The organism is Nocardia anocheti (assembly GCF_029675105.1).
Lineage (GTDB): Bacteria > Actinomycetota > Actinomycetes > Mycobacteriales > Mycobacteriaceae > Nocardia.
The window spans coordinates 223155-238173 of the sequence record NZ_JAQQFV010000002.1; the positions used below are offsets into that span (position 1 = coordinate 223155).

Below are 15019 nucleotides of genomic sequence, written 5' to 3' on the forward strand. Positions count from 1 at the left end.
CTACTGCGCCACGATCACCGTGATCTCGCCGTCGGCCGCGTCGGTGGTATCGCCCGCGACCACGAACCAGTGCGTGACCTCCCCGTCGGCCAGGTCGTCGGCGACTTCGCCGTCGGGGAGGACCGAGAGGGCGCCCGCGGTGGACGCGGCCAGGAATTCCTGGACGGCGGCGGGGCCGGAGGCGTGGGTGGTGTAGGTGGTGCACTCGTAGTCGATGCCGTGTTCGTCGCGGAGGCGGTCGGCGAGGGACAGCGCGGCGCTCTGGGTGAGCGTCGTGGTGGCCTCGGCGGTGGCCAGGACGAAGGCGGGGTGGTCTTCGGTGAGCGGGCGGACGCGGTCGGCGTAGGAGACCGGATGCGCCGCGGCGGCGGCGATCTCGGCGTCGACGTCGGCCAGGACCAGCCACTGGCCCGCCACTCCGGCGACGGGTTCGGCGCTGATGCCGAACTCGGCGCCCGCGGCGGCGATCTCCACGCCGGTGAGTTCCCCGGCGAAGAGCACCGCGGCTCCGGCCTTCTGGACCGCCCAGGCGGCCAGCACCGAGTCCACACCGCGCGGCAGCGAGACGGCGACCACGTCACCGGGTCCGGCACCGCGCGCGATGAGCACGCGGGCCAGCTGCGAGGACTTGCGATCCAGTGCGCTGTAGGCGATCTCGCTGTCGCCGCGCAGCAGGGCGGGTGCCTGCGGATCGGCTTCGACGACCTCGGCGAGCACCTTGGCCACCGTCTGCGCGCCCACCCCGGCCGTGGCGACCGGCGCCGGAGCGGCGGCGGTCACGCCGGACTCGGCGAGCAGCTGGGCGCGTTCCCCGGCATCGAGGATGTCGATGTCGCCGACCAGCCCGTTCGGGTTGTCGAGCAGCTCGTCGAGCACCCGCAGCAGACGCGCGGACAGGGTGCGGACCTCGTCCTCGGTGTAGGTGCTGCGCAGGTAGCGCAGGGTGATCTCGATGGTCGACTCGGCCATCACCACCAGCGTGAGCGGGTAGTGGGTGGCGTCGTCGAGGCCCACCCCGGTGACCTGCATGCCGTCGATCGAGCTCGCCGCGGTGACGGCGTCCTTGTCCATCGGGTAGGACTCGAACACCAGCAGCGTGTCGAACGCCGCACCGGCCCCGGCGACCCGCTGGATGTCGGACAGACCCACGTAGTGGTGGCTGAGCAGGTCGGCCTGTTCGGCCTGCACCCGCTTGGTCAGCTCCTCGGCGCTGATCCGGTCGTCGATCTGGACGCGCACCGGCAGGGTGTTGATGAACAGGCCGACCATCGACTCCACGCCGGGCAGTTCGGCCGGACGACCGGACACCGTCGCGCCGAACACCACGTCGTCGCGGCCCGTCAGGCGGCCGACGACGATGCCCCACGCGGTCTGCAGCAGCGTGTTCACGGTGACACCGAGTTCACCGGCGTGCTTGCTCAGCGCCCTGGTGCGGTCGTTGTCGATCTCGACGACGACCTTGCCGATCTCGTAGCGCTCCTCGGTGCGCGGCGCGGGCGCGAGCTGGGTGGGGCCCTCGACCCCGGCCAGCGCCTCGGCCCAGACCCCCAGCGACACTTCCCGATCCCAGCCCGACAGGAAGGACAGGAAGTTGCGGTAGGAGGCCACGCGCGGCAGCGCGGTGAGATCACCGTGCACCGCGTAGAGCACCAGCAGATCGCGCATGAGCAGCGGCATGGACCAGCCGTCGATCAGAATGTGGTGCACCGTGATCGCCAGGTGCGACTGTCCCTCGTCGGTCTTGTAGAGACCGAAGCGGATCAGCGGCGCGGTGGCCATGTCGAACTGGTTGGCCCGGTCGGCGACCAGCAGTTCCTGCATGCGCGGCAGGCGCTGCGCCTCGGGCAGGTCGGTCAGGTCGACCTCGCGCCACGGCACCTCGAGCTCCGACATCACCACCTGCACCGGCTGACCGGCCGAGTCGGTGACGAACGCGGTCCGCAGGTTCGGGTACCGGTCGAGTACGGCCTGGGCCGCGCCGCGCAGGCGTTCGGTGTCGAGCGTGCCGGTCAGGTCGAGCACGGCCTGCACGGTGTAGACGTCGACGGTCGCCGAGCTGAGCATGGCGTGGAACATCAGGCCCGCCTGCAGCGGCGAGAGCGGCCACACCTCGGCCAGCGCCGGGTAGTCGCCCTCCCACTGCTCGAGGTCGGTCTGGTCGACCCGCACCAGCGGCATGTCCGACGGGGTGAAACCGCCCGCGTCGGCACGCCGCGCGTGGGTGGCCAGCGCGGTGAGCGCGGCGACGAACAGGTCGGCGAACTCCTGGGCCTGTTCGACGGTCAGCAGGCCGGTCGGGAACGCGATGTTCGCGCCGAGCCGCGGGCCGTCCTCGCCATCGTTGACGATGGCGTTGATGTCCAGCGTCGCGTTGGCGGGCATGTCCAGGTCCATCTCGGCGTCGAGCTGACCCAGATCGGCCACCGGCACCCAGCCCAGTTCGGCCAGTTCGGCCGGGATCTCCCCGGCGGTGGCGCGACCGAGGTAGTTGAAGCTGATCTGGCCGACGCTGGGCAGCTCGGCGCCCTCGGCGGTCAGGTACTTGACCATGCCGTAGCCGATGCCCTTGTCGGGCACGGCCAGCATCTGCTCCTTGACCGACTTGATCACGGTGCCGAGCACGGCGCCGCCCGCGAAGGCGTCGTCGAGATCGGCCCCGGCCAGATCCAGCCGGACCGGGAAGGCGGTGGTGAACCAGCCGACGGTGCGCGAGAGATCCGCACCGGCGACGATCTCCTCCTGGCGGCCGTGGCCCTCCAGCTTGATCAGCGCCGCCGTGCCGGATTCATCACCGCGCCAACGGGATACGGCCAGCGCGAGTGCGGTGAGCAGACCGTCGTTGACGCCGCCGTGGTACAGGCCGGGGATGGCCGTGAGCACCGCGTCGGTGACCTCCGGCGACAGGGTGACCTGCACCCGGTCGACGGTGGCGAAGGTGTCGACCCGCGGATCGAAGGCCCGCGCGCCGAGCTGCGGGTCGACGGTGGCCGAGACCTCGCGCCAGAACGGCAGTTCCGCGCGCCGCTCACCCGCCTGCTCGACCAGGCTGTGCGCCCAGCGCCGCATGGAGGTGCCGTTGGCGGGCAGGGCCACCGGCTGACCGGCCGCGATCTGGCCCCAGGCCATGCCGAGGTCCGGGATCAGGATGCGCCAGGACACACCGTCGATGACGAAGTGGTGGCCGACGATGAGCAGCGCGTCGCGACGGCGCGGGCCCTCGGAGTTCTCGCCGAAGGCGAACCAGACGAACTGCACCATGGCCGCGTTCGCCGGATCGAGCCTGCCCATGGCCTCGTCGTATTCGACACTGGCCAGCTTGGACAGCTGCTCGTCGGAGACCTCGCCCGGCACCTCGACCCGGCGCACCAGCGCGGCCACGTCGACCTCGCCGGGCGCCAAAGCCTCGAAGACCCATCCGTTCTCGCCGTCACGAGCGACGCGCGAGCGCAGCACGTCGTGGTGGTCGAAGACCGCGCCGATGGTGCCGTGCAGCACCTCTTCGGTCAGGTTCTCCGGCAGGCGCAGCACCATCGACTGGGAGAACCGGTCATAGGTGGAGCCACTGCTGAGGATCTGGCGCATGATCGGCAGCATCGGGATGTCACCGACACCGCCGCCCGGCAGTTCCTCGAGGACGATCTGATCCGCGTCGCCCGCGAGCACGGCGATCTCGGCCAGTCCGGCCACGCTGCGCTTCTCGAACACGTCACGCGGCTTGAACAGCACGCCGCGGTCCTTGGCCCGCGAGACCAGCTGGATGGACAGGATCGAGTCACCGCCGAGGGCGAAGAACGAATCGTCCAGGCCGACCGCGTCGACACCGAGCACCTCGGCGAAGACGGTGGCGATGATCGCCTCGACTTCGCTGGTGGGGGTGCGGAACTCGCGCGGGGCCAGCACCGGCTCGGGCAGGGCGCGACGATCGAGCTTGCCCGCGGGGGTCAGCGGGATCTCGTCGAGCACCATGACCGCGGCGGGCACCATGTGCGCGGGCAGCTGCTGGGCCGCGTACTCGACCAGGTCGGCGGGGTCGGGCGCCGCGCCGGAGACCGCGCGGACGTAGGACACCAGGATGGTGGCGCCCGCGTCGGTGGTGCGGCCGATGGTGGCGGCGAACTCGACGTCGTCGTGCGCGGTGAGCACCGCGTCGATCTCGCCCAGTTCGATCCGGAAACCGCGGACCTTCACCTGGAAGTCGTTGCGGCCCACGTACTCCACGACGGCCTTGCCGTGGACGGTGCGCCAGGCGACCACGTCACCGGTGCGGTAGAGCCGCTCGCCGTCGCCGTACGGGCTGGCCACGAAGCGCTCGGCGGTGAGGCCGTGGCGCGCGTGGTAGCCGCGGGCCAGCGGGACGCCGCCCAGGTACAGCTCACCGGCCACGCCCTCGGGGACCGGGCGCAGGCGGTTGTCGAGCACGTACACGGTGGCGCCCGCGATCGGCCCACCGATGTTCATGGTGTCGCCGGGCAGCAGCGGGTCGGACAGGTTGGTCGCGATGGTCGCCTCGGTCGGGCCGTAGGCGTTGTAGAACCGGTGCCGCGCCGGGTCGGTGCCCGCGCTGTGCCAGTTCGCCACCAGGTCGACCGGGGCCTTGTCGCCACCGACGATCAGCGCCTCCAGCCCGGCCAGTGCGGCCGGTTCCATCGACGCCGCGACCAGCGGGGTGAGGAACACGTGGGTCAGCCGCTCACCCACGATGATCTCGGCCAGCTCCTCGCCACCGACCACACCGACCGGCGTGATGACGAGCGCGCCCGCCGAGCCGACGGCCAGCAGGAACTCGAGGATCGAGGCGTCGAAGGACGGCGAGGCGAAGGCCAACGTGCGCGCGTCCTTGCCGAGCCCGAACTGCGCCACCTCGGCGGCGGCGAAGTTGGCCACACCCGTGTGGCTGACGACGACGCCCTTGGGCAGACCCGTCGAACCCGAGGTGTAGATCATGTACGCCGTGTTGGCCGACCGCACCGCACCGTGGCGGTCCGCGTCGGTGATCGGCGCGGCGGACTGCTCGGCCGCCTCGGTGTGCAGGGCGGTGTCGTCGAGCACCAGCCACTCGCCCAGCGCGGGCGCGGGCAGGTGGTCGACCTCGGCGGACACCGTGATGCCCAGTGCCGCACCCGAATCCGACATCATGTGCGCGATGCGCTCGGCCGGGTACTTCGGGTCGACCGGCAGGAACGCCGCGCCCGACTTGATCACGGCCCAGATGGCGAGCGTGGTCTCCAGCGAGCGCTGCATGGCGATGGCGACGACCGTCTCCGGTGCGGCGCCGCGCGCGATGAGTACGCGGGCGAGGCGCGAGGAGGCCACGTCCAGATCGGCGTAGGTCAGCGAGCGGCCGACACCGGGCGCGATGATGGCCTGGCCGTCCGGGTTGGTCGCCACGGCCTGGGCCAGCAGCTCCGGCAGCGTGCTCGTCGACGCGGCGGGACCGCCGGTGCGGGTGAGCAGTTCGGTGCGCTCGACGCCGTCGAGGAGTTCGAGATCGCCCACCGGGGTGGTGGTGTCGGCGACGACCTCGGCGAGCAGGCGCTGGAAGCGCTGCGCGAACTTCTCCACCGTCGACTGATCGAACAGGTCACTGGCGTAGGAGAACTCGGCGTAGGCACCGGCCTCGTCACCGGCCGCCGCTTCCCGCACGGTGAGCAGCAGGTCGAACTTGGCGGTGTCGACGTCGAAGTCGACGGCCGAGACCGACAGCCCCGGCAGCTCGAAGCTCGCGTCGGGCAGGTTCTCGAACGACAGCGCCACCTGGAACAGCGGGTGCCGCGCGGTGGAGCGCTCGGGGTTGAGCAGTTCCACCAGACGCTCGAACGGGATGTCGGCGTGCGCGAACGCGGCCAGGTCGGCGTCCTTGGCCTGGGTGAGCAGTTCGGCGAAGCTGTCCTGCCCGTGCACCTGGGTGCGCAGGGCCAGCGTGTTGACGAACATGCCGATGACGTCGTCGAGTTCGGCCTCACCACGTCCGGCGATCGGGGTGCCGACGACGATGTCCTCGGTGCCCGACAGCCGCGCCAGGAACACCGCGAGCGCGGTGTGCACGACCATGAACAGCGTCGCGTTCCGCTCGCGGGCGATGGCGCAGAGTCCGGCGTGGATCTCGGTGGAGATCGGGAACAGCACCCGGCCACCGGCGAAGGACTGCGTGCTCGGACGCGGTCGGTCCAGCGGCAGGTTCAGCTCGTCGGGCACACCCGCCAGCGCGCGCTTCCAGTAGTCGGCCTGCTGGGAGACCAGGCTGGTCTCGTCGGCCTCGGAGCCGAGCACCTCGCGCTGCCAGACGCTGAAGTCGGCGTACTGCACCGGCAGCGGCGCCCAGCCGGGTGCTTCCCCGCCCGAGCGGGCGGCGTAGGCCACCATCACGTCGCGGGTCAGCGGGGCCATGGACCAGCCGTCAGCGCTGATGTGGTGGGCGACGAAGACCAGGACGTATTCCTCGTCCGCGACCCGAAGCAGCTTGGCGCGCAACGGAACTTCGTCGAGCACGTCGAAACCGGTGTTGATCAGGGCGGCGATCTCGTCGCGGACCCGTTCGGGAGCAACATTTTCCGGCGTCAGATCGGGGACATTGCCCTCGACCGGCAGGATCACCTGGTACGGGGTGCCGTCGGTCGACGGGTACACCGTGCGCAGGGTCTCGTGCCGGGCCAGCACGTCGGCGACCGCGAGTTGCAGCGCCTCGACGTCCAGCGCGCCCGTCAGGCGGACGGCGACCGGGATGTTGTTCACCGCGGAGCTGGTGTCGAACTGGTTGAGGAACCACATGCGCTGCTGCGCGAGCGAGAGCGGCACCTGGGCCGGACGCGGTCCGGCGACCAGCGCGCGCCGCCCACCGGCACCCGCACCCTGCTCGACCTTCACCGCGAGCCCGGCGACGGTGGACGCCTCGAACAGCAGGCGCACCGGCACCCGGCTGTCCAGGGCGGCGCCGAGGCGGGCCGCGACCTGGGTGGCCAGCAGCGAGTTGCCGCCGAGGGCGAAGAAGTCGTCGTCGGCGCCGACGCGTTCGGCGCCGAGCACGTCGGCGAACACGCCCGCCACGATCTCCTCGATCGGGGTCGAGGGGGCGCGGAACGCCTGGGCCTCGAACTCCGGCTCCGGCAGGGCCTTGCGGTCGAGCTTGCCGTTGACGTTCAACGGCAGCGCGTCGAGCACCACGAACGCGGCCGGGACCATGTACGACGGCAGGCCCTCGGCCAGCGTCGACTTCACCCGAGCCACCTCGATATCCGTACCCACCAGGTACGCCACGAGACGATCGCCGGTGCGCGGGTCGGACTTGGCGATGACGGCGGCCTGCGCGATCTGCGGCAGCGCCAGCAGCGCGGCCTCGATCTCGCCGAGCTCGATGCGGAAGCCGCGGATCTTCACCTGGAAGTCGGTGCGGCCCCGGTAGTCGAGTTCGCCGTGGTGCCAGGCCACCAGGTCACCGGTGCGGTACATGCGGGTACCGGGGGTGAACGGGTTGGCCACGAAACGGTCGGCGGTCAGGTCGGGGCGGCCGAAGTAGCCGCGCGCCAGCTGGGAACCGGCCAGGTAGAGCTCACCGGCGACACCGTCGGGCACCGGACGCAGGCGCGCGTCGAGGACGTACACCTGGCTGTTCCATTCGGGCGCGCCGATGGACACCGAGCCCTGATCGGCCGCGTTCACCCGGTGCGAGGTGATCGAGACCGCGGCCTCGGTGGGGCCGTACAGGTTGAACAGCTCGGTGCGCGGGAACGCGGTGCGCACCCTCTGCGCGAGCGCACCGGGCAGCGCCTCACCGATGGCCAGAATCCGCCACAGCGAATCGGGCATCCCGGCGGCGACCAGCGCGTCGAGCATGGACGGCACCACGTGCAGCGTGGTCACCCACTCGTTCGACATGAGCTCGTTGAGGTACGCCGGATCGCGATGCCCCTCGGGCGAGGCGATCACCAGGCGGCCACCGCACACGGCGGCCGACCAGAACTCCCAGACCGAGAGGTCGAAGGTGGCGGCGGTTTTGAGCAGCACCGCGTCGGCGGCGTCCATCCCGAATTCGACCAGCTTCCACTGCAACTGGTTGGCGATGGCACCGTGCGGCACGGCGACACCCTTCGGACGACCCGTCGAACCGGACGTGAAGATCACGTACGCGGTGTGGGCCGGTCGCAGCGGCTCGGTGCGTTCCGCCTCGGAAATCGGGGCCGCGCTGACGGATTCGAGATCGAGTTCGTCGATCCGCACCAGCGGCGCGACCTCGGTGTCGAACTCGGCCTCGGCATTGGTCAGCACGCAGACCGGTGCCGCCGTCTCGAGGATGTAGTTCGTGCGCTCGGCCGCCTGATCGGGGTCGACCGGCACGTACGCGCCACCGGACTTGGCCACCGCGTACATGGCGACGATCAGGTCCACCGAGCGGCGCAGGGCCAGCGCGACACGGGCCTCCGGGCCGACACCCAGCGAGATCAGGTGGCGGGCCAGACGATTCACGCGCGCGTCGAGTTCGGCGTAGGTCAGCTGGGCACCGTCGTCGGTGACCAGCGCGGTCGCCTTCGGGTCGGCGGCCACGGTCGCGTCGAGCAGCGAGACCAGGGTGGCCTCGGTGTCGACGCGCTGCGCGGTGGCATTGCGGCCGTCGAGCAGCTGGGCGCGCTCGGCCGGGGCCAGCAGTTCGATGTCGCCGACCGCGGTGCGCGGGGTGTCGACGATCGCGCCGAGCAGGCGGACGAACCGCGCCACGAAACCTTCGACCGTGGCGTGGTCGAACAGGTCGGTGGCGTAGGTGAAGATGCCCGAGATGCCTTCGGGCTCACCGGCGTCGCCGTAGCGGTCGGTGGCGATGAGGTGCAGGTCGAACTGCGAGAGCCGCGAGTCGATGTCGAGGCCGGAGACCGTGAGGCCCGGCAGTTCCAGGGTGGCGCGGCTGAGGTTCTGGAACGACAGACCGACCTGGAACAGCGGGTGGCGCGCGGTGGAGCGGACCGGGTTGAGCACCTCGACCAGGCGCTCGAACGGCACGTCGGCATTGGCGAACGCGGCGATGTCGTCCTCGCGCTGGCGGGCCAGCAGCTCGGTGAACGCCTCGCCCCCGTCGACCTTGGTGCGGAACACCAGGGTGTTGACGAACATGCCGATCATGTCGTCGAGGGCGGCCTCGCCGCGACCGGCCATCGGGGTGCCGATGGCGATGTCGTCGGTGCCCGACAGCCGCGCCAGCAGCACGGCCAGCGCGGTGTGCACGACCATGAACAGCGTGGCGCCCTCGGCGCGGGCCAGTTCGACCAGCGCGCGGTGGGTGTCGGCGTCGATCTGGACGTCGACCTTGCTGCCCGCGAAGGTCTGCACGGCCGGACGCGGACGGTCGGCGGGCAGGTCGAGCTGGTCGGGCAGGTCCGCCAGGGCCTGCTTCCAGTGCGCGACCTGCTTGGACGCCATCGAGTCCGGATCGTCCTCGCTGCCGAGCAGTTCGCGCTGCCAGATGCTGTAGTCCGCGTACTGCACGGCCAGCGGGGCCCAGCCGGGTTCCTGACCGGTGGAGCGGGCGGCGTAGGCGGTCATCAGGTCGCGGGTCAGTGGGGCGACCGAGGAACCGTCACCGGAGATGTGGTGCACGACCATCGCCAGCACGAACTCGTCGCTGTGCTCCACGCGGAACAGGGCGACCTTCAGCGGCACCTCGACGGTGACGTCGAAGATGGTCGACATCAGTTCCGCCACAGCCGATTCCAGCTCGTCGGCGGCCACGGTGCGTTCCAGCAGTTCTGGCGCGGCCTGCGCGGGCGACAGGATCACCTGTGCCGCACCGGCTTCGGTCTGCGGGTAGACCGTGCGCAGGATCTCGTGGCGCGACACCAGGTCGGTGATGGCGGCGCGCAGCGCGGCCACGTCGAGGTCGCCGGTGAGGCGGACCGCGACGGGCACGTTGTAGGCCGCCGACTGGGTGTCGAAGCGGTTGAGGAACCACATGCGCTGCTGGGCCAGCGAAAGCGGGATGTGCTCGGGACGCGGTCCGGCGGTGAGCGCCTTGCGGTCGCCGGTCTCGGCGTGCTGCTCGATCCGCTGGGCCAGCGCGGCGACCGTGGACGCCTCGAACAGTAGACGCACGGGGATGCGGCTGTCGAGCGCCTCACCCAGGCGGGCGGCGACCTGCGTCGCCAGCAGCGAGTTACCGCCCCAGGCGAAGAAATCGTCGTCCAGGCCGAACCGCTTGTCGGCATCCAGGCGCAGGACCTCGGCGAAGGTGGCGGCGACGAGCTGTTCGCTCGGGCTCACCGGCGCGCGGAACACAGCCTTCTCGACCTCGGGCTCCGGCAGAGCCTTGCGGTCGAGCTTGCCGTTGGCGTTGAGCGGCAGGGCGTCAAGCCGCAGGAACACGGTCGGGACCATGTAGGAGGGCAGTTCGGCGGCCAGCGCGGCCCGCAGCGCGAGCTTGTCGACCTCGGCCCCGGCCACGACGTAGGCCACCAGGCGGTCGCCGACGACGGGATCGGTGTGCGCGAGCACCGCGGCCGAGGTGATCTCCGGCTGCCGCAGCAGCGCGGCCTCGATCTCGCCGAGCTCGATGCGGAAACCGCGGATCTTCACCTGGAAGTCGGTGCGGCCCCGGTAGTCCAGTTCGCCCTCGGCGTTCCAGGCCACCAGGTCACCGGTGCGGTACATGCGCTCGCCCGACGCGGAGAACGGGTCGGCGACGAAGCGGTCGGCGGTCAGGTCCGCGCGGCCGTAGTAGCCACGGGCCAGCTGGGCACCGGCGAGGTAGAGCTCACCGGAGACACCCACCGGCACCGGCCGCAGGCGCGAATCCAGCACGTAGACACGGCTGTTCCACTCCGGCGCGCCGATGGAGACCGACACCTGATCGGCGTCGGTGACCGCGTGGCTGGTGATCGAGACCGCGGCCTCGGTCGGGCCGTACAGGTTGAACAGCTCGGCGGTGTTGCCGGTGCGGAAACGCTGGGCGGTGGCGGCGGGCAGTGCCTCACCGATGGCCAGCACCCGGCGCAGTGTGCGCGGCAGCGCGGCACCGGACTCGGTGAGCAGCGCGTCGAGCATGGACGGCACCACGTGCAGCGTGGTGACGCCGGTCGAGCGCATGAGGTCGTTGAGGTAGGCCGGATCGCGGTGCCCGTCGGCGGTGGCGACCACCAGGCGGCCACCCGCGACGGCGGCGGTCCAGAACTCCCAGACCGAGAGGTCGAACGTGGCAGCGGTCTTGAGCAGGACGGCGTCCTCGGCACCGATGCCGAATTCGGCCGTCTCCCACAGCAACTGGTTGACGATCGCGCCGTGCGAGACCGCCACACCCTTGGGCTTACCGGTGGAACCGGAGGTGAAGATCACATACGCGGTGTTGGCGGGCACCAGGGCGCCACGGCGCTCGGTGATGGCGGCCGGGCTGACGGCGCTCAGGTCCAGGTCGTCGAGGACGACCACGTCGGCCGCCGCCGTGGCGAATTCGGCGTTCGCGGTGGTCAGCACGACCGCGGGCGCGGCCGTCTCCAGGATGTAGTCGGTGCGCTCGGCGGGCTGATCGGGATCGATCGGCACGTAGGCCGCGCCGGTGCGGGCCACCGCGTACATGGCGATGATCAGCTCGGCGGAGCGGCGGATGGCCAGGGCCACCCGGTCCTCGGCGCCGATACCCAGCGAGATCAGGTGCCGGGCAAGGCGATTGACCTCGGCGTCGAGCTCGGCATAGGTGAGCGTCGCGTAGCGAGTCGATGAGGGGTGGTGGTCGGGCGACGGGTGGGCCAGTTCGCGGCGGCCCTCGGCCTCGTCCACGACGAGTGCGACAGCGTCCGGCATGGCCGCCACGGTCGCGTCGAGCAGCGACACCAGGGTGGCGTCGGTGTCCACGGTGCGCGCGGTGTCGTTCCACGCGGTGACGATCCGCTCGGACTCCGGCGCGGTGAGCAGGTCGATATCGCCCACCGGGATGCTGGCGTCGGCGGCGACCGCGTCGAGCACCAGCAGGAAGCGGTCGGCGAAGCTCTGGACCGTCGCCTCGTCGAACAGGTCGATGGCGTAACCGAATTCGGTGACCAGCTGGGCCGGTGCGCCGTCGTCGGTGTAGCGGTCGTAGAGGGTGACGTGCAGGTCGGTCTTGGCCAGCTGCGAGTCGTAGTCCACGGCGCTGACGGTGAGGCCGGGCAGTTCGAAGGTGGTATCGGCCAGGTTCTGGAACGACAGGCCCACCTGGAACAGCGGGTTGCGCGCGGTGGAGCGGACCGGGTTGAGCACCTCGACCAGGCGCTCGAACGGCACGTCGGCGTTGGCGAAGGCCTCCAGGTCGCGTTCACGCACGTCGGCGAGCAGGTCGGCGAAGGTGGCGCCGGTGTCGACGGCGGTGCGGAACACCAGGGTGTTGACGAACATGCCGATCAGGTCGTCGAGTTCGCGTTCACCACGGCCCGCGATCGGGGTGCCGACGGCGATGTCGTCGGTGCCCGACAGGCGCGCGAGCAGTACCGCGAGGGCGGCGTGCACGACCATGAACAGCGAGGCGTTGTTGGCGCGGGCCAGGTCGTGCAGCGCGGCGTGGCGCGCCGGGTCGATCTCGAAGCGGATCGCCTTGCCCTGGAACGACTGCGCGGGCGGGCGCGGCCGGTCGGCGGGCAGTTCGAGCTGGTCGGGCAGACCCGCGAGGGCCTTGCTCCAGTAGGCGACCTGCTTGGCGGCCAACGATTCCGGGTCGGATTCGTCGCCGAGGACCTCGCGCTGCCACAGCGCGTAGTCGGCGTACTGCACCGGCAGCGGCGCCCACTGCGGGGCCTCGCCCTGCACGCGGGCCACGTAGGCGGCCATGATGTCGCGCGCCAGCGGGCCCATGGAGGAACCGTCGGCGGAGACGTGGTGCACGGTGAACGCGAGCACGTGGTCGGTCTCGGTCAGGCGGAACAGCGCGACCTTGAGCGGCACCTCTTCGGTGACGTCGAAGGTGGTCATCGCGAAGTCGATGACGGTGCCGAGCAGGTTCGCCTCGTCGACCTCGATGTGGTGCACCACCGCCCGGCTCTGCGAGATGGGCAGGATCACCTGGTGCGGGCCGTCGGCCGAGCGCGGGTAGGTGGTGCGCAGCATCTCGTGGCGGGCGAACACGTCGCCGATGGCCTGTTCGAGCGCGGGCACGTCGAGTTCGCCGGTGAGGCGGACCGCGAGGGGGATGTTGTCCACCGCGGAGGTGGAGGTGTCGAACTGGTTGAGGAACCAGTAGCGCTGCTGGGCCGGGGACAGCGGGATGATCGCGGGCCGCTCCCCCGCCGTCAGCCGCGGGCGGGTCCGCGAACCGGCGTTGTGCTCGGCGCGGGCCGCCAGCGCGGCGACGGTGGACGCCTCGAACAGGTCGCGCACCGAGAGCTGGGTGTCCAGGGCCGCGCCGATGCGGGCGGTGACCTGGGTGGCCAGCAGCGAGTTGCCGCCGAGTTCGAAGAAGTCGTCGTCGGCGCCGACGCGGGTCACCCCGAGCACGTCGCCGAAGGTGCCCGCCACGATCTCCTCGATCGGGGTGGCCGGTGCCCGGAACACCTTGGCCTCGAAGACCGGCGCGGGCAGCGCCTTGCGGTCGAGCTTGCCGGAGGCGTTGAGCGGGAAGGCGTCCAGCACCACGAAGGCGGTGGGCACCATGTAGGTCGGCAGCGCGCCGCCGAGTTCGGACCGCACGGCGTCGAGGTCGATGCTCGCACCCGCCGCCGGGATCAGGTAGCCGACCAGCTGGTCGCCGAGGCGCTCGTCGGAGCGCACGACCACGACCGACTGCGCGATGGACGGCAGCGCGGTGAGCGCGGACTCGATCTCGCCGAGTTCGATACGCAGACCACGCAGCTTCACCTGGAAGTCGGTGCGGCCCAGGTATTCCAGCTCACCGTGCTCGGTCCAGGTGACGAGGTCACCGGTGCGGTACATGCGGGCGCCCTCGGCGCCGAACGGGTCGGCGACGAAGCGATCGGCGGTCAGGTCCGGCCGCGCGACATAGCCGCGCGCCAGCTGCACACCGGCCAGGTACAGCTCGCCGGGCACGCCGACGGGCACCGGGTGCAGGCGCGAATCCAGCACGTACACCTGGGTGTTGAAGACCGGGGCGCCGATCGGCACCGAGGTGGTGTCGGCGTCGGTGACCTCGTGGAAGGTGACGTCGACCGCGGCCTCGGTGGGGCCGTACAGGTTGTGCAGCGCCGCGCCGGTCAGGGCGCGCAGGCGCTGGGCGGTGGGCGCGGGCAGCGCCTCACCCGAGGCGAACACCAGGCGCAGGCTGCTGGACAGCGTCTGCCCGTCGGCCAGGGCGACCGCGGCGGACTCGGCCAGTTCGGCGACGAACACCGACATCATCGACGGCACGAAGTGCGCCGTGGTGACACCCTCGGCCGCGATGATCGCGGCCAGGTAGGCCGGATCGCGATGCCCGTCGGGCTTCGCGACGACCAGGCGAGCGCCGATCTGCAAGGGCCAGAAGAACTCCCACACCGACACGTCGAAGGTAGCGGGCGTCTTCTGCAACACCACGTCGTCGGCGGTGAGACCGTAAGCGGCCTGCATCCACACCAGACGGTTCACGATCGCGCCGTGGCTCACGGCCACACCCTTCGGGCGACCCGTGGAACCGGACGTGAAGATCACGTACGCGGTGTTCTCCGGACGCAGCGGGGCGATCCGCTCGGCATCGGTGACCGGGGCGTCGGAGTAGCCCGACAGATCCAGGCTCTCGATGCGCAGCGCCGTGGTGGCACCTGCGTCGAATTCGTCGGCGGCCGTGGTCAATACGCACACCGGCGCGGCGGTCTCGAGCACGTAGTGGGTGCGCTCGGCCGGGTGGTCGGGGTCCAGCGGCACGTACGCGCCACCGGCCACGCTCACCGCGTACATGCCGATCACCAGGTCGAGCGAGCGGCGCATGCCGAGCGCGACCATGGTGTCCGGGCCCACGCCCTGGGCGATGAGGTGGCGGGCCAGGCGGTTCACCTTCGCGGTGAACTGGCCGTAGGACAGACTCGTCCCCTCGAAAGTGAGGGCGAGGGCATCGGGGCTGGTCAGCGCCTGGGCCTCGAACATCGAC

1 protein-coding gene (running past one end of the window) is annotated in these 15019 nt (G+C 71.1%); it reads right to left on the minus strand.

Annotated features, from left to right (window positions below; translation table 11 throughout):
- Window positions 1-15019, minus strand: the final stretch of a protein-coding gene (locus QC180_RS05090; protein WP_278261418.1) for a non-ribosomal peptide synthase/polyketide synthase. Its footprint extends 28784 nt past the window's final position; 15019 of the gene's 43803 nt are visible here — the last part of the coding sequence; its start codon lies beyond the right edge, outside the window; the stop codon is at window positions 1-3.